The following is a 21951-nucleotide window of genomic DNA, read 5'->3' on the forward strand; positions in this document are numbered from 1 at the left end:
CGGGCTTCTTTTTTAGTGGGGATTGAGCGGCTTTTTATGTTCATCTAATGTGAAGCCTTCACCAAGTACGTCATGCACGTCACTCACTGATACAAAGGCATGAGGATCGACGGAAGTTACGACGCTCTTGAGGTGGACAAGCTCATTTTTTGGAACGACGCAGTAAAGGACGTTGCGTTCCTGTTTCGTATAGGAGCCGACACCCTTTAAAATGGTCACTCCGCGCTCCATTTCCTCTGTGATTTTCTTTTGAATGATGTCATCCTTTTCAGAAATAATCATCGCTCCTTTGGCAGCGTAAGCGCCTTCTTGCATGAAGTCGATGACTTTTGCAGCAACAAATACGGCAACAAGTGTATACATGGCTTCTTTGTAATTTAAATAGGTGAGAGAGATGGTAATGACGCACGCATCGAAGATAAACATCGTTCTTCCCATTGCGACTTGATAATGTTTGTTGATCAGTCTTGCAATAATGTCAACGCCGCCTGTTGTCCCGCCGAATTTAAAGATGATCCCGAGGCCTGTTCCGATAAACACACCTGCAAAGAGTGCGGCTAAGGCTAAATCGTGCTGAAGAGGCATATGTATTTGAAAGCGCTGGAAGATGGCTAGAAAGACAGAAAGACTGACGGTTCCTACAATTGTATATGTAAACATGGTTCTGCCAAGCATTTTCCAGCCGATAAAAAAGATCGGAATGTTTAACACAAGGTTTGAAATAGATGGGTCAATGTGAAATAGAAAATATAAAAGCAGTGTGATACCTGTAAATCCGCCTTCCGCCAAGTTGTTCTGCATATTAAAATGAACAAGGCCGAAAGAAAAAATCGCAGATCCTATTAAAATAAACACGATATTTTTAAGACGAATTTCTTTTAGCAAAAGATCACTCCTTTTTTTGCTTAGACAGCGATAATATTATATGGTATGGAAGAGAAACAAGCAAACTGAGTTTTAAACATTTGTCAAATATTTATGATTTCGCTAACATGTAAGAGATGGATAGGAGGATGAGCTTCATGACGAATGAAAAAACGCTGCGTCACGTGCAGCAAGAAGTAGATGATTACATAGGACAATTTAAAGAAGGCTATTTCAGCCCGCTTGCCATGATGGCCCGTCTGACAGAAGAATTAGGTGAACTGGCAAGAGAGGTTAACCATTACTATGGAGAAAAGCCGAAAAAAACAACTGAAACAGAAAAAAGCATGGAAGAAGAAATTGGCGATGTGCTGTTTGTGTTAACATGCCTTGCCAATTCACTCAATATATCACTTGAAGAAGCCCATGATCGTGTGATGCATAAATTCAATACAAGAGACAAAGACCGCTGGACGAAAAAAGAAGGGAAGTAGAGAAGATGACGAATCAAACCATCAAAGTCGTAATCGCTGGAGCAAGAGGAAGAATGGGGATAGAGGCTGTCAAGCTGGCAGAAGAAACAAGCCATTTTGAACTGGTAGCAGCACTTGATCACACACATGAGGGGAAAAAGCTATCTGATGTGCTTCATACAACATCTGATGCGCCCATTTATACGGATATTGACGTGTGTCTTTCAGAAACAGCACCGGATGTATTAATTGATTTGACGACCCCAGAAATCGGGAAAGTACATACAAAAAAAGCCCTTGAACATGGCGTACGTCCAGTCGTAGGCACAACAGGTTTTTCAGAAGACGACCTAAAAGAACTTCAGCAATTAACAGAAGAAAAAGGGATAGGCTGTATTATTGCGCCTAACTTTGCTGTTGGTGCTGTTTTAATGATGAAGTTTGCCAAAATGGCAGCGAATTATTTTCCTGATGTTGAAATCATTGAGCTTCATCATGATAAAAAATTGGACGCTCCGAGCGGTACAGGATTAAAAACGGCTGAAATGATTGCTGAAGTAAGAGAAAGCAAAAAGCAGGGGCACCCTGAAGAAAAAGAACTAATCGAAGGTGCACGAGGAGCAGATTATGATGGCATCCGCCTTCACAGCGTAAGGCTTCCAGGCATGATTGCTCATCAAGAAGTGCTGTTTGGAATGGACGGGCAGACGCTCACGATTCGTCATGATTCTTATAACCGTGCATCCTTTATGTCAGGTGTGAAGCTTTCTGTTGAACAGGTGATGCATATTGATCAACTCGTCTATGGCTTAGAAAATATTATCGACTAATAAGGAGTGGATCCCTGATGAACATTGCTTTAATCGCTCACGATAAGAAAAAAAGTGACATGATTCAATTCGCCATTGCGTATCGAGATCTTTTGGCAGATCATACACTTTATGCAACAGGAACAACAGGTTTAAGAGTGAAAGAAGCGACTGGGCTGCCCATTCATCGTTTCCAATCAGGACCACTTGGAGGAGATCAGCAGATTGGTGCTATGATTGCTGATAATGCAATGGATCTTGTGCTCTTTTTTAGAGACCCTCTCACTGCACAGCCGCATGAACCGGATGTATCTGCACTCATCCGGCTTTGCGATGTGTATGCCATCCCATTAGCAACCAATATGGGGACTGCCGAAATTTTAGTCAGGAATTTAAATAAAGGTACGTTTGATTTTCGAGATGTAGCAAAAAACGGAGGAACACATGAAACCACTTGATATCCTTGCATTCGGTGCCCATAGCGATGATGTAGAGATCGGTATGGGTGGAACGATTGCAAAATACGTAAAAAAAGGGGCACGTGTTGGAATTTGTGACTTGACTCAGGCTGAATTATCTTCAAATGGAACGGTTGAAAGCCGAAAAGAAGAAGCCAGAGCAGCCGCTGCCATTTTAGGCGTCACGACTCGAATCCAGCTCACGCTGCCAGATAGAGGACTTTATCTCAATGACGAAGCGATGAAAGAAATTGCAGGTGTCATCCGAACATACAAACCGAGACTTATTTTTGCCCCGCACCACCAAGATCGACATCCTGATCATGGTCATGCGGGTTCACTTGTAGAAGAGGCCGCTTTTTCTGCAGGTATACATAAATTTGAAGATTCATACAAGCAGCCAGCGCATAAAATAAGCCAGATGTATTATTACATGATTAACGGCCACCATCGTCCAGATTTTGTGATCGATATCTCAGACGAGATGAACCAAAAAATTGATAGCTTACATGCGTATAAAAGCCAATTTGTCAAAACAGAGAGTTCAGTGGAGACACCGCTTGTAAATGGTTATATTGATTTTGTCAAAATGAGAGAGTCGATGTATGGAAGGGAAGTCAATAAACCTTTTGCAGAAGGGTTTCTGACAAAGAAGCCACTTTTGATGGATGATGACTTACTTGGGGGGTAATTATGAAAAAATTGAAGATCGGAATCACTTGTTATCCAAGTGTTGGCGGATCGGGCATTATTGCCACAGAGCTTGGAAAACGTTTAGCTGAAAAAGGGCACGATGTTCATTTCATTACCTCGAGTATTCCGTTTAGACTCAATAAAGTGTATCCGAATATTTATTTTCACGAGGTGGATGTCAATCAATATGCTGTGTTTCAATATCCGCCTTATGACCTTGCACTGGCAAGTAAACTAGCAGAAGTGGCAAAACGAGAGAAGCTTGATATTATTCATGCACATTATGCGGTCCCTCACGCCGTCTGTGCGTTCTTAGCTAAGCAAATGACTGGACAGTCTGTCAAAGTCGTCACCACCCTTCACGGGACGGATATTACGGTTTTAGGCTATGACCCATCTTTAAAGGAAGTCATCCGGTTTGCGATCGAATCATCTGACCGCGTAACGGCTGTATCACATTCATTAGCTGCGCAGACATACGATCTGATTAAACCGAATAAAAAAATTGATACGATCCATAATTTCGTCGATGAGCGTGTATATTTGCGTGAAGATCACGAAGTGCTGAAGACGCATTATGGTCTTCTGCAGGATGAGAAGGTCGTCATCCATGTATCAAATTTCCGTAAAGTGAAGCGGGTGCATGACGTGATCCATGTGTTTAAACAGATTTCTGAACAGGTGAATGCAAAACTGCTACTGATTGGGGACGGACCTGAAAAATCGGTTGTTTGCGAGCTTGTGAAAAAGCTTGGATTAACGGACCGCGTGTTATTTTTAGGAAAGCAAGAGAAGGTGGAGGAGCTCTATTCGATTAGTGATTTGAAGCTGCTGCTTTCTGAGAAAGAGAGTTTTGGTCTTGTACTACTTGAAGCAATGGCATGCGGAGTTCCTTGTATAGGAACAGACGTTGGAGGAATTCCAGAGGTGATTGCACATGGAGAGACAGGATTCCTTGTTCCGCTTGGTGATGTAGATGGAGCAGCAAAACATGCCATCTCTATTCTGAAAGACAATGCGCTCCATCAGCAAATATCGATGGCAGCCAAGTCTAGTGTGGAAGCCAATTTCTCTTCTGACAAAATTGTGAGAGAGTATGAAGAGCTTTACTTAGAATTGATCGAAGGTGATGTTGAAGATGAATGAACCATTCACACATGCGATCCCTATTTTACATACACTGCACGAACATGGGTATCAAGCTTATTTTGTCGGCGGTGCGGTGAGAGATGTCCTTTTAGGCAGGGAAATTGGGGATATCGATATTGCGACAGATGCCACACCTGATGTGGTGGAGTCTTTATTTGATAAAACAGTAGATGTCGGCAAAGAGCATGGCACAGTCATTGTGTTACTTGACGGGGTCAGCTATGAGGTCACTACGTTTCGGACTGAATCAGAATATGAAGACTTTCGCCGGCCTAAAGAAGTGGCGTTTATTTCATCACTAAAAGAAGATCTTTTAAGAAGAGATTTAACGATCAATGCAGTGGCCATGGATATTCATGGTGACATCATTGACCATGTAGGCGGCAAGCGGGATATTAAGCGAAGACGAATTCAAACGGTTGGAGATCCTGCATGCCGCTTTCAAGAAGACTCGCTTCGGATGATGAGAGCGGTGCGGTTTTTAAGCCAGCTCGGGTTTGAGCTTTCTAAAGAGACGGAAGAAGCAATGAAAAAAGATAAACATCTGCTTGCTAACATATCTGTTGAACGCAAAAAAATCGAAATGGAAAAACTTTTAAAAGGCCGCTACTGTGAGCAAGCCATCAAGGTGCTCATCTCCACCAAATTGTATGAAGAATTGCCCGGCCTCAAGGATCAGCTGAATGAAACGTTCCAAGCTTTCCCGTATTATTTATTGGATGGGTTAGATGAGGTGTGGGGAGCCTTTATCCATTTACTTGGTCTAGATGAGGCGGAGGCGGTGTCCTTTTTAAAAGAATGGAAGTTATCAACGAAACTTTTAAAAGAAGCCGTTGCCATTAGCAAATATGTTGATTGTGACTGGGATGCGGAAAAAATGTTTGAAGCTGGTGAACATGTCCTGCTTTCTAGTATGAAAATCACGCAGCTCAAACATGAGCGCCGCATTTTCTTTGATGAGCTGGAGGCGGCGAAACGTTCATATGATGCGCTACCGATTAAACAGCTTCAAGACCTTGCAGTGTCAGGAAAAGATTTGATGGCCTTTCGGCAAAAGCCAGCTGGTAAATGGATTGCAGAAGAGCTTGCTTCTGTGAAAAAAGCCGTTTTGCAAAACCAGCTTGAAAACCGAAAAGAAGCCATAGAGGAGTGGCTCATAGCGTGCGATCAGCGATTAGAAAACGATTAATTGAACTATTTACAGCATCTGAGCAAGATTTTGTCTCAAGCCAGCAAATATGTGATGAGCTTGGCTGCTCCCGAACGGCGGTATGGAAGCATATAGAGGATTTGCGAAAAGAGGGATATGAGGTCGAAGCGGTCAGAAGAAAAGGGTACCGGCTGCTTCGTAAACCGGACAAAATTAGTGAAGACGAAATTCTGTTTGGTTTGGAAACAGAGCTGTTTGGCAGGCATATTTACTTTCAAGAAGAAGTCGCCTCAACTCAGCTCATTGCCCATGACCTCGTCAATAAAGGAGCCCCGCACGGCTCGCTTGTTGTCAGTGATCATCAGACAAACGGAAAAGGACGCCTTCAAAGAACGTGGCACTCACCAAATGGGACAGGCATATGGATGAGTTTGATTCTCCGGCCGGAAATACCGCTGCACAAAGCGCCGCAAATGACGCTTTTAGCATCTGTCGCCATCGCTGAAGCCATAGCGCAGCAAACGTGTCTCAGTCCATCGATCAAATGGCCAAACGATATTTTGCTAAACGGAAAAAAGGTCGTTGGTATTTTGACTGAATTAAAAGCAGAAGCTGACCAAGTTCACGCAGTCATTATTGGCCCAGGCATTAACGTGAATCAGACGGCAAATGATTTTCCTGAAGAATTAAAGGATGTTGCGACGAGTTTGCGAATGGAGCTGGGTCAAAAGGTAGACAGAGCGGCACTGATTCAAACCATCATGTCCACCTTTGAAAAAAGGTATGATGAATATATGACATATGGTTTTGCTCCGATCAAACAATTATGGGAATCGTATGCGATGACCATTGGAAAGCGTATCATCGCACGCACCGTCAATGGACAATATGTTGGAACGGCGCTTGGGATTAATGATGAAGGCGTTCTTTTACTCGAAACGGAGGGCGGAATCCAAAACATCTACTCCGCTGACATTGAGATCAAGTCAACTTAAGTGGAACACCCGGCACATTTTTGATATACTTCGTGTGGGCAGTATCTGAAAAAGAACTGTACCTGTTAGGAAGAAAAATTCGATAAATTTCTGCCTTGATCCTAAGGGACTTGGACAGAGGGATGATTCGTCTGCACATGAGAGATAAAAGCGTGTGAGATCAGACAAGCCATCTCCTCTCCAGAATGAGGAGGAACAAATGAAGACAAAGTTAGATTTTTTCAAAATGAAAGAACAAAACGAACCTATTGTGATGCTGACAGCATACGACTATCCAGCTGCAAAGCAAGCGGAAAAAGCGGAAGTCGACATGATCTTAGTTGGTGACTCACTTGGGATGGTTGTCCTTGGACTTGATTCCACAGTGCAAGTGACGATGGATGATATGATTCATCACACAAAAGCAGTCAAAAGAGGCGCAAAAGACACATTTGTTGTGACGGATATGCCATTTATGTCTTATCATTATTCATTAGAAGAAACGATGAAAAATGCAGCACGCATTATGCAAGAAAGCGGTGCTGATGCCTTAAAGCTTGAAGGTGGAGACGGAGTATTTGAATCCATTCAAGCACTTACAAGAGGCGGCATTCCTGTTGTAAGCCATTTAGGGCTCACCCCTCAATCAGTCGGTGTCCTTGGCGGCTATAAAGTGCAAGGAAAAGACAAAGAGAGTGCACAGAAATTGATTGAAGATAGTCTGAAATGTGAGGAAGCAGGTGCCATCGCCCTTGTGTTAGAGTGTGTACCTGGTGAACTGACAAAACGGATTACTGACATGCTAAAGATTCCTGTGATCGGAATTGGGGCAGGGGCTGAAGCAGATGGACAAGTTCTCGTTTACCATGATGTGGTAGGGTACGGCGTGTCTAGAACACCTAAATTTGTGAAACAATACGCGCAAATCGATGCTGTATTAGAAGAAGCGCTCATACAATATACAAAAGAAGTAAAAGCACGCACATTCCCAGAGGATGCTCATACCTTTCATATGAAAGAAGAAGTCCTTGATGGTTTATATGGGGGGATCAAGGAATGAAGGTTGTTTCCCATATTCATGAATTAAAAGAAATGATCAAGCAGCATCAAAAGAAGCAGCATTCCATTGGATTTGTCCCTACAATGGGTTTCCTTCATGAAGGACATCTTACGCTTGCAAAAGAAGCAAGAGATCAAAATGACATTGTGGTGATGAGCATCTTTGTCAATCCATTGCAATTTGGACCGAATGAAGACTTTGAATCCTATCCAAGAGATATGAAAAGAGACCAGCGTCTTGCTGAAGAAGCTGGAGTAGATATATTATTTACACCTGATGTGAAGGAAATGTACAAAGATGAGCCATCGATTACGATGACTGTTCAAAAGCGTACAGACGTCTTATGCGGGAAGAAACGCCCAGGACACTTCGACGGCGTTGTCACGGTGCTCACAAAGCTGTTTCACCTTGTCGCACCAACCAATGTATACTTTGGTCTAAAGGATGCACAGCAAGTCGCTGTTATCGATGCGATGATCAAGGATTTCTTTTTTGATCTTCACCTTGTGTCTGTTCCTACTGTTCGAGAAGAAGACGGTTTAGCGAAAAGTTCAAGAAACGTGTATTTGTCTGAAACAGAAAGGCAAGAAGCACCTGCTTTATACCGGGCATTAAAAAAAGGACAGACAGCTGTAGAAAAGGGTGAACATGATGTAAATCGTATTTATCAATTAGTGGAAGAGGAGATTCTTCAAACAAGTGGAGAAATCGATTATATTGACATTTACTCCTATCCAGAGCTTGAACCCCTTCAGCACTTAACGGGGCAAGTGATCATTGCCATTGCTGTGAAGTTCTCCCGGGCAAGACTGATTGATAATGTGATTTTCCATGTTCCTGAAAGCGGTGAAAAACATGTATAGAACTTTTATGACCTCGAAACTTCATAAAGCGACAGTGACTGAAGCAAACTTACACTATGTAGGTAGTATTACTATCGACGAAGATTTGCTTGATGCGGCAGGCATGATGGCAAATGAGAAAGTGCAAATTGTCAATAATCACAATGGTGCTAGACTTGAAACATATATCATCCCTGGAGAAAGAAAGAGCGGTGTCATTTGTTTAAATGGTGCGGCAGCAAGATTGGTTCAGCCAGGAGATGAAGTCATTATTATCGCTTATGGGATGTTGTCAGAGGAAGAAGCGAAATCGCACACACCTAAAGTGGTCGTGTTAAATAAACAAAATCAAATTGAACAAATGATTGGGCAAGAGCCTGCGAGAACGATTTTATAACGCACGCTCACATGGAAACAGAACAGTTTCATCAAAAGGAAGCTGTTCTGTTTCAGCTATATTGCCCAGAGTGTGTTTCACTATGAGTGGAACGAGGAATTGAGGTGTCCATTTTATGACCGATCAAAGGTTTGTTGTCGTTGATATTGAAACCACCGGGAATTCACCAAAAAAAGGTGATAAAATCATTCAAATTGCTGCGGTGGTCATTGAAAATGGACAAATTGTCGAACGGTATTCAAAATATGTGAACCCAGGGAAAACGATTCCTGGATTTATTGAACAGCTGACAGGTATTAAACAGCACATGGTTGATGACGCGGTGTTTTTTGAGGACATTGCCCAAGAGGTGTATGATCTCATACAGGGCGCTTATTTTGTTGCGCACAATGTTCATTTTGATTTGAACTTTTTAAACGATGAACTAAAAGCATGCGGGAAAAATGAGCTGGATGTGCTAGCGATTGATACGGTTGAAATTTCTAGAATTCTTTATCCTGAGCTTGAAGGTTATAAGCTAACTGAATTAAGCGAAGAGCTCATGCTTCCACATGACCACCCGCACAGGGCGGATAGTGATGCGGAAGTTACTGCCATGTTATTTTTAACCTTATTAGATCAATTAAGGAATACTCCGCCAAATGTGTTAAAACAGCTTCGCAGATTATCCTCTTATCTTCTAAGTGATATAGGACTTTTAATTAAGCAGCTTGAAACCAATCACTCTAGTCAGGATGATTTGCTTGTAGAAGTAGGATCTTTTGCTGTGAAAGATGTGACCAATCCTATCACTGAATCGACATATGCAGTAGGCGCTGACGACGAGCAGCTGTTTGAGGAGATAAAAGAGAAGCTTCCTCAAACATTAGAAGGCTATGAAGTAAGAGAAGGCCAGCTCACGATGATGAACAAAGTAAGAGATGCGTTCCATGAAAGAGCTTATGCGTTAATTGAAGCGGCGCCGGGAATCGGGAAAACACTCGCTTATCTTATACCAGCTGCTTTAGAAGCAAAGAAATCAGGAAAACCTGTCATTATCAGTACATATTCTATTTTACTGCAGCAGCAACTGCTTCAGCGCGATGTTCCGCTACTCAAGCAGTTGCTCCCATTTGAGCCAGCCGCCTGTGTGTTTAAAGGGCGGGCACATTATATTTGTTTAGATAAGTTTGAGCATGTCCTGCATGAGGAAGATGATAACTATGATGTTGTCTTAACAAAAGCGCAAATTTTAATGTGGCTCCTTGTCACTGAAACAGGTGATTTGTCTGAACTGAATTTACCGTCAGGAGCTGCAAATATAAAAGACCGTATCTCTTGTGTGCACATGCCATTTACATCGAAAAAACGCCGTTTTAAAGAACATTGTTTTTATGAACGGGCTAAACGAAAGGCTCAAACCGCTGATTTAATTTTGACGAATCACCGTCTGCTTTTATCCCAAACGGAAGGAGCTTCTATCTTTCAGCATGCAGACGTCTATGTGATTGATGAGGCCCATCAATTTGAAAAAACAGCCAATGAAACGCTAGGTGACAGTGCGTCTTATATCCAGCTTCATGCGAAATTAACGCAGCTTGGCTCTTTGCATGGCGGGCTGCTTAAGAAATTGAAAAAGAGATTTCATGGGGCAGGTTTATCAACTGACACCTTTATTGAAATGGACGAGTATCTTCAGCAGCTTCAGATGGAAAGTGACGCATTTTTTAGTACCGTTCATTCTTTTGTCAAAAGGACAAAACCAAAAGCGGACATCAATCGTCTCATTCATAGAGTCCGTCATCATTCAAAACATGCTCAGTGGGTCCGAATTAAAGAATCAGCGAGTAAGCTTTGTTCATTATTAATTGCTTGTGAGAAACTGTATGAGCAGCAAAAAAATGAGCTGCTTCACAAAAGTGATCAGTTCATAGAACACTTTGCATTTGAAGCAGAAGAATACGATCAAGTGATGTCGTTTATGCAGACATTCTGCAGTACGCTGTACCGGTTTATCTTTGAACCAAACAATGATGAAACCGTTTGGATTGAGATTGATGCAAAGGGTGCCAAGAATGCTGTCTTTATGCACGCACAGCCGCTGGATACAGGGGAGCTGCTAGCTGATCGGTTCTTCATGAACAAAAAAAGCGTTGTCCTCACATCAGGGACGCTTACCATTAATCAACGCTTTGATTATTGCTTGGAACGATTTGGCCTGCAAGATTTTTATCCACACCTTGTCCAAATTGATTCACCTTTTGAACTTGAAAAACAGCTTAAGGTCGTTGTACCGGCTGACATGCCACCGATCACAAACCGTGATGAACGCGATTATGTGAAGCAAGCTGCAACATATATTAAGATCATGGAAAAGCAGGATCAAGCGAAAATATTGGTGTTATTTAATTCACATGAGATGTTAAAAGCAGTGTATGAAGAGCTGAAATCAGAAGGTATGCAATCGGCATTGTTTGCTCAAGGTTTGACAGGCGGGAGCCCTGTAAAATTGACGAAAATGTTCAAATTGGCTAAGCAAGCCATCTTGCTAGGAACAGGGAGTTTCTGGGAAGGTGTGGATTTTCCTGGCTCAGAGCTAACGACCGTCATTATGGCAAGGCTTCCTTTCCGACCGCCTGATTCACCGCTCATTGAAGCAAAATGTGAAGCGGCAAAAAAACAAGGGAAGAATCCGTTTAAAGCCGTCGCTCTCCCGGAAGCTGTGTTAACTTTTAAGCAAGGAGCAGGCCGCTTGCTTCGCTCGGAAAAAGACATCGGAACATTGCTGATTTTAGACCGCCGAGTGAAAACCGCTTCGTATGGAAAACTATTTTTAGAATCACTTCATCATGCGCCAGTTCACGAGATGTCCAAAGAGTCGCTTGAGGTGTATATAGAAAAGCTTAACAACGAAAAGCCGCTGTCATAAGCGGCCTTTCACTGGTGTGGGTTTGGAGTTAATTTATCGTAACGGCTTTTTATGTTCCGTTGTAAAAATAGTATCGGTTCTCACATTGAAAAGTATGACTAACAATATTTACGTACCGAGGAGGAATTAGAAGTGGAAAGTAAAATAGAGGTACTTTCAACTGTTCAAATTAAGCATTCAGAAGACCTATACAAAATCGTCGATTTGCTGAACAGAACGCTTAAAAGGGAAGATCTTATGTTTGGATTAGCATTAGATCAAGAAGATCAAAATCAAGCGATATTTACCATATATCGCACATAGGGGAAGCTTGACATGAAAAAAATAGTTTGGATTATTTCATCCGTTGCTGCGCTCGTTTTACTCATTGGCATCATTAGCTTTTCGTGGATTTATCAAATGGCCATGGGACAAAAAGAAGAAGGTCATGAGTCAGCGATTGAACGAGCAAAAAAGCAAGCATCATTAGCACAAGTAGAGCAAGTGGATACCTTTGTTGGGAAAGAAAAGCAATTTATTGTGGAAGGTAAAAACAAACAAAACGAAGCGATCTATGTGTGGGTACCTGCCAGCAAAAAAGAAAAAGTCATTGCCAAAAAAGCAAAAGAAGGCATTACTTCAAACCAAGCAGTACAAGCCGTTCAAAAGGAGAACACCATTTCTAAGCTAAAAAATGTTCAATTAGCACGAGAAGGTGACGTCCTCCTTTGGGAAGTAACGTACTTAAATGAGAACAGCCAATATAGTTTCAGCTATGTTGATTTTACGACAGGACGAGTGGAAAAAAATTTAACACCGTAGTTTCTTCTGTCTTGCGTTGACCATGCTGATTTAGAACGGTTATAATAAAATGTATGAAAAAAGAATCACACCTATCTAACAAGGTGAGTTTCTTTCTGGCTTTGGAGGGAAATATGTTGAAAACAACTATTAATCAAGTGTTCAAACACGTCGATGAAGAAGTAACCATCGGCGCATGGATTGCCAATAAACGTTCAAGCGGGAAAATTGCATTCTTGCAGCTTCGCGACGGGACAGGCTTTATTCAAGGAGTCGTTGTAAAAGCAGAGGTGGAAGAGGAAGTCTTTAAACTTGCGAAATCAGTGACACAAGAGACATCGGTCTATGTCACAGGACAAGTAACAAAAGACGAACGTTCACCACTTGGTTTTGAATTACAAGTGAAATCCATTGAAGTGATTCACGAAGCAACAGATTACCCAATTACACCAAAAGAACATGGAACAGAATTCTTAATGGATCACCGTCATTTATGGCTGCGTTCTAAAAAACAGCATGCCATTATGAAAATCCGTAATGAAATTATTCGTGCTACATATGAATTTTTCCATCAAGAAGGCTTCGTGAAAGTGGATCCGCCAATCTTAACAGGAAGTGCTCCAGAAGGAACAACAGAGCTGTTTGCTACTAAATATTTTGATGAAGATGCATACCTTTCTCAAAGTGGACAGCTTTACATGGAAGCTGCTGCGATGGCACTAGGAAAAGTATTCTCATTCGGTCCAACATTTAGAGCAGAAAAATCGAAAACAAAACGTCATTTAATCGAGTTCTGGATGATCGAGCCTGAGATGGCATTTGTTGAATTTAATGAGAACCTTGAGTACCAAGAAAATTATGTGTCTCACGTTGTTCAAAGTGTACTTGAAAATTGTAAAGTAGAACTGCACACACTTGGCCGTGATACAGCAAAATTAGAAAACATCAAAGCACCATTCCCGCGCATCACATATGATGAAGCGATTAAATTCTTGCAGGATAAAGGATTTGATGACATTGAATGGGGAGATGACTTCGGTGCGCCGCACGAAACAGCGATCGCCGAAAGCTATGATAAACCAGTCTTTATCACTCATTACCCAACCTCATTAAAACCATTTTATATGCAGCCTGCACCAGACCGTGATGATGTCGTCCTTTGTGCAGATTTAATTGCGCCAGAAGGCTATGGAGAGATTATCGGCGGTTCTGAACGTGTTCACGATTTAGATCTGCTTGAAGCAAGGTTAAAAGAACATGGGTTAGATCAAGAAACGTACAAATGGTACACAGAATTAAGACAGTATGGTTCTGTACCACATTCAGGTTTTGGTCTTGGACTTGAACGAACAGTTGCTTGGATTAGCGGAGCGCCGCATGTGCGTGAAACAATTCCATTCCCAAGATTATTAAACCGTTTATATCCTTAAGACGTGAAAGCCTCCAACATATGGAGGCTTTTTCAAACGTCTTAAGGGCAGCACGTATGAGAAAACGTGATATACTGAAAGTGAAGAGGTGTATCCGATGAAAAGGCAGCAATTTATAGATATGCAGAAAATGGGTTCGACCAGTTTGCCTAATTTGCTGATTGCTCATTATGAGCAGTTAGGACTGAATGAGTCACAAATGATGGTCATGTTAAAGATTAAAATGAATGAAGAACAAGGCGTCTTTTTTCAGACATTTGAAGAGCTTTCACATGGTATGACCATTTCGCCCGAAGAATGTGCTTATATGGTGCAGTATTTGATTCAAAAAGGGTTTATTTCGATTCAGCCGTTTGAAGACAGGTCTGGTATTCAGCATGACCGGTACTCGGTAGAACCCTTATGGGGTGTGCTGTATGACTTTTTAGAAGCAAAACAGGCGAAAGACGTACAAAAAAATCATGTGCAGGCTGAAAAGTCTTTATATGCGCTATTTGAAGATGAGTTTGGCAGACCACTTTCTCCTCTTGAAGGGGAAACACTCTCAATCTGGATGGACCAAGACCATCATGATGCTGAGATGATTCGTCTTGCTCTAAGAGAAGCCGTTTTATCAGGAAAATTAAATTTCCGCTATATCGATCGAATTTTATTTGAGTGGAAAAAGAAAGGGCTGAAAACAGCGGAAGAAGCGAAAGAACATAGCCAGCATTTCCGTTCGCAGCAAAAAGCCCCACCTTCAAAAGAAGAAACATCTTCATATAAACGACAAGTTCCTTTTTATAATTGGCTGGAACAATAACCAATAAAGGAGAAGGCATGTTATCAAAAAAACAAATCAATGAATGTTTAGATATTATAGGAGATATGTTTCCAGAGGCTGAGTGTGAGCTCGTTCATTCCAATCCATTTGAACTAGTGATTGCTGTCGCACTTTCAGCGCAATGTACAGATGTTCTAGTGAACAAAGTGACCAAACATCTATTTCAAAAATATAAAACACCAGAAGACTATTTAAGTGTGCCGCTTGAAGAGTTGCAGCAGGATATTCGTTCGATCGGTCTTTATCGTAATAAGGCAAAAAACATTCAAAAATTAAGCCAAATGCTGATTGAAGATTATGGCGGTGAAGTGCCAAGAGATCGAGATGAGCTAATCAAGCTCCCAGGGGTTGGACGGAAAACAGCAAATGTCGTTGTGTCTGTCGCTTTTGGAATTCCCGCCATTGCAGTAGATACACATGTTGAGCGTGTCAGCAAACGACTTGGGATTTGCCGCTGGAAGGATTCTGTTCTTGAGGTAGAGCAAACCTTAATGAAGAAGGTGCCAAAAGAGGATTGGTCCGTGACCCATCATCGTCTCATCTTTTTCGGTAGATATCACTGTAAGGCGCAACGGCCACAGTGTGAATCTTGTCCACTTCTTGATATGTGCAGAGAAGGGCAGAAGAGGCTGAAAAAAGGGCTGGTGAAGCTGGCATGAGCGGAGCAGCTGTTTTCACCTCATATGTCGAAAAGCTAAAAGAGAAAAAGGTAGAGATAAGCGGCGAAAAAAAGGATATATTAAGAATCAATCCACTCGCATTTGATCTATCCTCAGAACCTTTACTAGATGAGCAACCGTGGCAGAAAACGGAAGAATTTGTTCCTTTGATGTTTGATCTGTGGAATGAATTAAAAGACCACATGCTTCCTCGCTTTCAAACGAGAAAATCTCGGTGTGAAGAGGATGATATGCTGCAAGGCATTGTCAGTATGATTGCAATGTTTTACTGGATCAAAGGAGAGAAGCTTCAAACCGTTGATTGGGAGGAAATTAAACAACAGACGTTTCCAGTAGCCCCCATTAACTGGACAGAACGATTAGAGTTTATTTTGCTTAAACCTACTCAATATCATTGCTTTATTCAATTGGACGAGTTATACACAGAGCTCAAAAAGCAGTATGGAAAATATGAAGCACTCAGAAAGTTAAAACAAAATCGTTAAAAAAGCACTTGCCACATAGGGCAAGTGCTTTTTTGTTATTCGTCTTCTTTGCGAGAAGTAGAATTTGACTGAGTATTTGAGCTTTGAGAATTGGCTTTCTCGTCGTCTTTCTTTTTATCTTTATTGGCATCACTCTGTGAGTTGCTGTTTCCATTTGTACTGTCTGAGCCATCACCATTTTCGGTATTTCCACCTTGATCTTTTTTATCATCAGGCTTCTGCTCATCAGTGCCACCTTGGTTTTGATTATCATCTGTTTGATCTGTCTGCTCATCATCAGGTTGCTGTGGCTCTTCTTCTTCTTTGTTCTCATCATCTGCTTTTTCTTCCTCTTCTTCGTCATCTTTAATGGTGAGGAAAGTAGAAGCCGCTTTACTTGTGACATCGTCTACAGTCGCTGTCACTTGGAATTTATAGGTGGATCCTGGCTTTACATCAGAGATGACGGCTTCTTTAGAAGAGCTGTTTTGAATGTCTTTATAGCCGCCATCATCGACCGCTTGCTTCACATTAAATGTTGCATCTGCATCGTCATCATAACCCCAAGTAAGTGTAATCGATTTTTTCTCTTCATCATACACCGCTTTTAAGTCAGATGGTTTGTCAGCTTCTTTCTTTTCATATGTGTCAGAAACTTTTGTTGGGACAGTTCCTTTGACGAAGTATTCCGTTGTCTTCTTATCACTTGGTGTGTTTGGTCCAGCTAACTTCGCTGGATCTGATCCTTTTTCAACCGTTGCTTCAACGACACTATCTGGTTTTTCAAATGAGCCGCTTCCATCATCAATTTGAGAAATTAATTTCTGGAAGACAACTTTGGCAACACGTTGTTCATAATCCGTAAGCCACATTTTGCCGTCCGCATCTTTTGAGTTGCCGATTCCAGTCCACACAGCTGCTGTGTATTGCGGCGTGTAACCGACAAACCATGAATCTTTCGCACCGCCAGAAGGGATGTTGTATTTATTAATATCATCTTGTGTAAAGTTGGTTGTACCTGTTTTACCAGCTACTTGAACATTCGGTACTTGTGCGAGTGTACCTGTTCCAGATTGTACAGCAGTTTTCAGCATATCTGTGATCATAAATGCAGTGTAATCACTCATGGCTGCTTTTGAGTCTGGCGTTAAGTCAAGCTTCGTTCCGTCATTAAATTCAACAGACGTTACAGCATGCGGTTCATTATAGTATCCGTTGTTACCGAATGCACTAAATGCACCAGCCATTTTAAGAGAAGAGACACCTTCGTCAAATCCGCCGATTGAGTAAGACTCAGGAATGTCAGAAGGTAAGTCCAAACCTAAGTTATTGGCGAATTGAACAGCATTATCTGTACCAGCTTCTTGGAAAGCTTTTAAAGCAGGGATGTTTCGTGATTGTGCCAAAGCACTTCTCATCGACATTTTCCCTAAGTGTCTTCTGTCAAAGTTGTTAATTGGTGTACCGTTAGAGTACGTATAAGGCGCATCATCAATTTGCTGATATGTTGACCATTTTTTGTTTTCAATTACAGGACCGTAATCTAAAATTGGTTTGATTGTAGATCCCGGCTGGCGTTTTGCATCAGTGGCATAGTTAAAGCCGCCGGCTGGTACATCACGACCACCGCCAATGGCACGAATTTCACCATTTTTTGTATCTAGCAGGGTGACTCCAGCTTGCATACCTTTCGTAAATCCGGCTGAATCCCCATTGATGATGTCATCCAGATGATCCTGTGCTTTTCGATCAAGAGAAGTATAGATTTTTAATCCATCTGTTGATACATCTACTTTGGCTTTTTTCTGTACTTCTTCCATGACTTCTTCAATATAAGCAGAGTACTTACTTGAGTTTTGACTCTTATATTTATCAGCTGAAACAACTGTTTTGCTGACAGGTGTTGCTTTTGCTTCCTCATACTCTTTTTCTGAAATATAGCCTTGTTTTTTCATTAGGCCTAAAACGATATTACGACGTTTTTCCGCTGCCTCTGGATGTTTCACTGGGTTATAGGCAGAAGGACTTTGCGGCATACCCGCAAGTGTGGCAGCCTGTGCAACAGTTAGTTTATTTAAATCTGTCACTCCGAAAAATTGTTCAGCCGCTTTCCCAACACCATAAGCATAAGGAGAGAAGAAAATACGGTTTAAATACATTTCTAAAATTTCATCTTTAGAGTATTTTTGCTCAAGTTGAATCGAGAGCCACACTTCCTGTACTTTACGTTTTAACGTCTTTTGATTGTTAAGCAGGGAGTTCTTCACAACCTGCTGTGTAATCGTACTTCCACCTTCTGCTCCAAAACCGTCCTCGACGTTTGCGACAAGAGCACCGCCAATACGGATAGGATCAATCCCGTGGTGTTTATAAAAACGTGCATCTTCAGTTGCAATAAACGCATCTTTTACCACGTCGGGTATATCTTTAATCGAGACATACGTTCTTTTTTCCGCCCCGACTTCTGCAAAGACTTTTTTGTCTTTATCGTAAAGTTTTGAAGAATACGGCGTTTTTAGCTTGCTATCATCAATAGAAGGAGCGCTTGATGCAAAAACGGCAAAAGTTGTGATTCCGGCTACTAAACAAAGAAGACCGATCACGAGTAAAGATAAAAATATTTTTTTAAATAGACCTGCTTTCTTTTTGCCTTTTTTGTTCTTTTGCTTCTTATTGTTTTCTTGACTTGCTTTACGTCGCTGTTCACGACTTGTAAATTGATCAGACATCACATCTCAACCTTTCGTGTTAAACCTTTTTCGAACGTAAATGTTGCTTGCTTTCATCCGAAAAATGAAGTGTCTCCACTACTTTAATATAATCAATTCTTGGCGAATATCCAAGTGTCATGAGGTGGCCTGCTTCCATTAATTCATCTTTGCTAATGGATTTTCGGCCGTTTTGCTGCTGCCGCTCCCAAAAGAAGAAGAGGTCAGTAGCGGACAAATAATAAACGGAACCAAATGCGGATATAATAACAAAACAAATACCGCCTTGCTTTTCAACCTGTTTCATATGCTCAATTTGATGGTCGTGGAAATTTTTGAGTGGAAACGAGGTGGTGCTTTTGGTTTCCTTTGCTTCAAAATCGATATAACGCCCTTTGTATACCCCGTTGTAGTCTGTTGTGGAGGATTGTTTAAAATAGGCTTCTTTAATGACAGCAGCGCTTCTTTTTGGATAATCCACATTGACAATTTGAACAGGGGTAGGCTTTTTATGAATGACTGCGATCCCGTTGACCAAATAGTACTGGTTCGTTTCATTTAAGTCAGCTTCAAGCGTCATCCCGCGGTTACTATAAGATGATTCGCCGCTAATTCTTTTTTTTGTCCCAATTTGTTGAATGGGCTGATACGATTTTCCGTTAGGATACCGAATCATCAAGTTTCAGCCTCCTTTTAATGCATTTTGTATTGGAGAGATCACCATGTTGTCACAACAAGAGCACATGATTACCCAGCATATTTTACATGAAACGAAAGCGAAAAATAAGGACAATCTGACAAGGACAAATGCGTACAAGCGCTTTTATGACCGTCATCCAGAGATGAAATGGTCTCTGCTTGCTTCTTTTGTCTCCAGAAATGCTGGATGGTCGATGACAGATTTAAAAGGCGAGCTCTTCCATCCGGGTTTAACGGATCAGCAAGGGCGTCTGTTCTTTACAGCGTATGAAAGAGCGAATTGGCTGATCTTTTCAGATGCTTACCCGCAGCTTCTCTTGTATGAATGGTCAAAAAGGTGCCGCAAACCTTTATTTCATCTGCTGCCCCATTTCGGTGTGTCACGTTTTATGAACGCTGAATGGGAACGATTTTGGCAAAAGCGTGACACAGAGCGATTGCTGCATGCACTCATCATAAATGAACAATATACTATACAATCTCCTATTATACAAAATCCTCTCCTGAAAAAGAATGTTTTTCACTCGATTCAATATCTTTTCAGCGAGTGGGCACATTTTCAAACCGTCGTTTTTCCGACAATAGACGGGCATTTGTATGGGTTAACCATACGAAAGTTTTCCCAAGTAAAAGAGCGCATTACGTTAGGGAAAAAACTAGCAAAACTATTGTTTCGAGCCGATTTGTTTTCGGATTTTTATCATTTTTTACATACCGTGCCGCATACGGGATCTCGATTTGATTTTGAACCGTTTTTAGGGATTGCGCGAAGGTCAAGCCCTTTCCTCAGAACGGTGTATCCAGTCATGACACATTCATTAGACGATCGAAGGGAAGATTGGTTTCAAAAGAAATTGAGTCCATCCTTGTTTGAAGCAGAGCGTTTACCAAAACAAATTGAGCTGACCGACTGGTATTTTCATAAAAAAAGGCAGCTTCGTTTTCTTTTCTCATTAGAACACTATTTTTTGCATAAATAAAAAGCAGGGGGTACCTGCTTTTTTTACGTGGATGGACGGTTAGGGCCGCCGAGCTTTTTATCAAGCTGATCTGTACTGTTTTCTTTCCCTTTTGTTTTTTGCTCTTTTGGTGCTTGCTGCTTTTTCATGATATCTACCTCCTTTGTCCTTAGAATTTACACAATCGGACGCGATCATACAAAGAAGGACAAGCACGTGTCGAAATGGAAGAAATTGCGCTTATCTTCACTTAGATTGGCGATTTAGTTCTAGTTTTGTCATGTATGAAGGAGGGAGTAAAAGAAAAGAGAATGTAACGAGAGATGATAAAGGAGGAATCTGATGATGAGCGAATTTGTATCAAAAGAATCCATTATGCAGTTGTTAGAGGAAATTGAGCGAAAGATTGATGCGGTGGAAGAAGAACTGTCTTTAGCTGTCAAAAAAACAAAAAACGCTGCCGTAGAGGAGCAAGAACAAATCATTGACCGTCTTGAATCTGAAGTGAAGGAATGTGAATTGAAAATTCATGCAGCAGAGTATAAGCTGGCGGCAAGACCCGCATATCACGCCGGATAGCTTTTCTATTTGAGCAATAAGTAAACGTTTGATAGGATGGTTCATAGAGGTGAACACTTTGGATAATCAAACATTACTTAAACATACACAAGAGTTGATCACATGGATCGAAGAAGCATACGAGCAGTACCTAAAGGGAAAGGCAGAAGAGGAATACCCAGTTTATGATTTTTACAACGATATTCAACCGGCCGTTGTCAAATTTGATCAGCAAATGGAAGAGTGGCTTACTGCTGCTACCTCATTTATTCATCAGGCCAAACCTAGATACTTACATCAAGAACAGCTTGAAGCCGTCCAAGAAAATGGAAAAGAGGTTGTGCTGCAATCTTATTTTGGCAAACAGCATGCACCTCGTGTGAAAAATTTAGTTGAATCAGTGATTTATACACTGAACCTTTTAATAGAAGAAATCAACAAACGCAGCTGATGAAACAGCCTGCGTTTTTCTTATGGCTGCTGTAGGCACATCTTCTGCTACCTGAACATAATATATCATTGACTTCAATATGTTTTCAGAGCGAGAGGAGCGAGATACGTGTTCCCTTATTCAAACCAGCCATCTTATGAAATGAATCAATTTCAGCAACGGCCTTTTCCGTATCCAGATATGCAGCAGCCTCCGCAGCCTCCAGAATATTTCATGCCCCCATATCAAGGTGAAATGAACCAGCCGCCGTCTGCAGGCTATCAGCCGCCTTTTGGATATCAGGAAAACTTCCAGCCTTATCAGCCGCAGCCTGAAGCAATGAATCAGCCGCCAATGCAGCCGCCGGGCATGATGCCTATGCAGCAGCCTATGAATCCTTATCCTTTGCCAAGGCCGCAAAAACAGCAATCATCTCAATTTAAAAGTGTGCTGTCACAATTTAAAAAAACGAATGGGCAATACGATTTTAATAAAATGTTTGATACTGCTGGACAAATGATGAGTACAATGAATCAAGTGGGCTCATTGGCGAAAGGATTTACTAGTATTTTTAAAGCATAGCAAAACCCAATAGATATACATCTATTGGGTTCAGGCTGTCGAGAAAATCTCGACAGCTTTA

Annotated in this window: 25 protein-coding genes; 21 read left to right on the top strand and 4 right to left on the bottom strand. The window is 41.4% G+C overall.

Features of this window, described 5'->3' with window-relative positions; genetic code table 11:
• Positions 1 to 12: 12 nt before the first annotated feature.
• Positions 13 to 885, bottom strand: coding sequence for a YitT family protein (locus tag BA79_RS11905; protein WP_003215598.1), 873 nt, complete (start codon positions 883 to 885; stop codon positions 13 to 15).
• 137 nt (positions 886 to 1022) lie between these two features.
• Here BA79_RS11905 and BA79_RS11910 point away from each other — a divergent pair, with 137 nt between their 5' ends.
• From BA79_RS11910 to BA79_RS11985, 17 genes are all read left to right on the top strand, one after another.
• A complete protein-coding gene (locus BA79_RS11910) occupies positions 1023 to 1358 on the top strand; it encodes a nucleotide pyrophosphohydrolase (RefSeq protein WP_008344575.1) in 336 nt (111 codons plus the stop codon).
• Positions 1359 to 1363: 5 nt separating this feature from the next.
• The gene (gene dapB, locus BA79_RS11915) at positions 1364 to 2167 is read left to right on the top strand and encodes a 4-hydroxy-tetrahydrodipicolinate reductase (protein WP_017359745.1); all 804 of its coding nucleotides are present in this window, start codon (positions 1364 to 1366) and stop codon (positions 2165 to 2167) included.
• Between the two features lie 17 nt (positions 2168 to 2184).
• Entirely contained in the window at positions 2185 to 2604 is a 420-nt protein-coding gene (gene mgsA, locus BA79_RS11920; protein ID WP_035702930.1) for a methylglyoxal synthase, read from the top strand.
• A complete protein-coding gene (bshB1, locus tag BA79_RS11925; protein ID WP_025207539.1) occupies positions 2591 to 3295 on the top strand; it encodes a bacillithiol biosynthesis deacetylase BshB1 in 705 nt (234 codons plus the stop codon). The genes mgsA and bshB1 overlap by 14 nt, the downstream gene beginning before the upstream one ends.
• Before the next feature lie 2 nt (positions 3296 to 3297).
• The gene (bshA, locus tag BA79_RS11930; protein ID WP_017359742.1) at positions 3298 to 4443 is read left to right on the top strand and encodes an N-acetyl-alpha-D-glucosaminyl L-malate synthase BshA; all 1146 of its coding nucleotides are present in this window, start codon (positions 3298 to 3300) and stop codon (positions 4441 to 4443) included.
• Complete coding sequence (locus BA79_RS11935) at positions 4436 to 5635, top strand: CCA tRNA nucleotidyltransferase (RefSeq protein ID WP_035702933.1); 1200 nt, start codon at positions 4436 to 4438, stop codon at positions 5633 to 5635. Before bshA ends, BA79_RS11935 begins: the two co-directional genes overlap by 8 nt.
• Positions 5608 to 6591 (top strand): bifunctional biotin--[acetyl-CoA-carboxylase] synthetase/biotin operon repressor, encoded by a 984-nt coding sequence (locus BA79_RS11940; protein WP_035702936.1) that lies wholly within the window; start codon positions 5608 to 5610, stop codon positions 6589 to 6591. Before BA79_RS11935 ends, BA79_RS11940 begins: the two co-directional genes overlap by 28 nt.
• A gap of 199 nt (positions 6592 to 6790) precedes the next feature.
• On the top strand, positions 6791 to 7630 hold the full coding sequence (gene panB / locus BA79_RS11945) for a 3-methyl-2-oxobutanoate hydroxymethyltransferase (protein ID WP_008344587.1): 840 nt from the start codon (positions 6791 to 6793) through the stop codon (positions 7628 to 7630).
• Complete coding sequence (gene panC / locus BA79_RS11950; protein ID WP_017359739.1) at positions 7627 to 8493, top strand: pantoate--beta-alanine ligase; 867 nt, start codon at positions 7627 to 7629, stop codon at positions 8491 to 8493. The genes panB and panC overlap by 4 nt, the downstream gene beginning before the upstream one ends.
• The gene (gene panD, locus BA79_RS11955) at positions 8486 to 8869 is read left to right on the top strand and encodes an aspartate 1-decarboxylase (RefSeq protein WP_017359738.1); all 384 of its coding nucleotides are present in this window, start codon (positions 8486 to 8488) and stop codon (positions 8867 to 8869) included. The genes panC and panD overlap by 8 nt, the downstream gene beginning before the upstream one ends.
• Positions 8870 to 8984: 115 nt before the next feature.
• Positions 8985 to 11777 carry an ATP-dependent DNA helicase DinG gene (gene dinG / locus BA79_RS11960; protein ID WP_035702938.1) on the top strand — a complete coding sequence of 931 codons (2793 nt, stop codon included), beginning with the start codon at positions 8985 to 8987 and terminating at the stop codon, positions 11775 to 11777.
• A gap of 132 nt (positions 11778 to 11909) precedes the next feature.
• Positions 11910 to 12080: a YpmA family protein gene (locus BA79_RS19115; RefSeq protein ID WP_008344594.1), complete on the top strand. Its 171-nt coding sequence runs from the start codon at positions 11910 to 11912 to the stop codon at positions 12078 to 12080.
• A gap of 12 nt (positions 12081 to 12092) precedes the next feature.
• Positions 12093 to 12578 carry a cell wall elongation/penicillin-binding protein regulator TseB gene (tseB, locus tag BA79_RS11965; protein ID WP_035702939.1) on the top strand — a complete coding sequence of 162 codons (486 nt, stop codon included), beginning with the start codon at positions 12093 to 12095 and terminating at the stop codon, positions 12576 to 12578.
• 116 nt (positions 12579 to 12694) lie between these two features.
• Positions 12695 to 13987: an asparagine--tRNA ligase gene (gene asnS / locus BA79_RS11970; RefSeq protein WP_024718525.1), complete on the top strand. Its 1293-nt coding sequence runs from the start codon at positions 12695 to 12697 to the stop codon at positions 13985 to 13987.
• 97 nt (positions 13988 to 14084) lie between these two features.
• On the top strand, positions 14085 to 14789 hold the full coding sequence (locus BA79_RS11975; protein WP_035702940.1) for a DnaD domain-containing protein: 705 nt from the start codon (positions 14085 to 14087) through the stop codon (positions 14787 to 14789).
• 17 nt (positions 14790 to 14806) lie between these two features.
• Positions 14807 to 15469, top strand: a complete 663-nt coding sequence (gene nth / locus BA79_RS11980; protein WP_008344602.1) for an endonuclease III — start codon at positions 14807 to 14809, stop codon at positions 15467 to 15469.
• Positions 15466 to 15975 (top strand): YpoC family protein, encoded by a 510-nt coding sequence (locus BA79_RS11985; protein ID WP_035702942.1) that lies wholly within the window; start codon positions 15466 to 15468, stop codon positions 15973 to 15975. Before nth ends, BA79_RS11985 begins: the two co-directional genes overlap by 4 nt.
• 35 nt (positions 15976 to 16010) lie before the next feature.
• Here the strand turns inward: BA79_RS11985 and BA79_RS11990 are convergent, their stop codons facing one another.
• Both BA79_RS11990 and recU read right to left on the bottom strand, forming a co-directional pair.
• Entirely contained in the window at positions 16011 to 18683 is a 2673-nt protein-coding gene (locus BA79_RS11990; protein ID WP_035702944.1) for a PBP1A family penicillin-binding protein, read from the bottom strand.
• 19 nt (positions 18684 to 18702) lie between these two features.
• Positions 18703 to 19338, bottom strand: coding sequence for a Holliday junction resolvase RecU (recU, locus tag BA79_RS11995; RefSeq protein ID WP_035702946.1), 636 nt, complete (start codon positions 19336 to 19338; stop codon positions 18703 to 18705).
• Between the two features lie 46 nt (positions 19339 to 19384).
• On the opposite strand from recU, the gene BA79_RS12000 reads away from it, so the two are divergent.
• Complete coding sequence (locus BA79_RS12000; protein ID WP_035702949.1) at positions 19385 to 20341, top strand: DUF2515 domain-containing protein; 957 nt, start codon at positions 19385 to 19387, stop codon at positions 20339 to 20341.
• A gap of 23 nt (positions 20342 to 20364) precedes the next feature.
• On the opposite strand, the gene sspM is transcribed toward BA79_RS12000, so the two are convergent.
• Positions 20365 to 20469, bottom strand: a complete 105-nt coding sequence (gene sspM, locus BA79_RS12005) for an acid-soluble spore protein SspM (protein WP_017359731.1) — start codon at positions 20467 to 20469, stop codon at positions 20365 to 20367.
• A gap of 193 nt (positions 20470 to 20662) precedes the next feature.
• Here sspM and BA79_RS12010 point away from each other — a divergent pair, with 193 nt between their 5' ends.
• The 3 genes from BA79_RS12010 (at position 20663) to BA79_RS12020 (ending at position 21890) form a co-directional block, all read left to right on the top strand.
• Complete coding sequence (locus BA79_RS12010) at positions 20663 to 20899, top strand: DUF5446 family protein (protein WP_008344612.1); 237 nt, start codon at positions 20663 to 20665, stop codon at positions 20897 to 20899.
• A gap of 49 nt (positions 20900 to 20948) precedes the next feature.
• The gene (locus BA79_RS12015; protein WP_225310452.1) at positions 20949 to 21329 is read left to right on the top strand and encodes a YppE family protein; all 381 of its coding nucleotides are present in this window, start codon (positions 20949 to 20951) and stop codon (positions 21327 to 21329) included.
• Positions 21330 to 21437: 108 nt separating this feature from the next.
• Positions 21438 to 21890: a YppG family protein gene (locus tag BA79_RS12020; RefSeq protein ID WP_035702951.1), complete on the top strand. Its 453-nt coding sequence runs from the start codon at positions 21438 to 21440 to the stop codon at positions 21888 to 21890.
• Positions 21891 to 21951 lie beyond the last annotated feature (61 nt).

Origin of the sequence: Bacillus altitudinis 41KF2b, assembly GCF_000691145.1 — a bacterium.
Taxonomy (GTDB): domain Bacteria; phylum Bacillota; class Bacilli; order Bacillales; family Bacillaceae; genus Bacillus; species Bacillus altitudinis.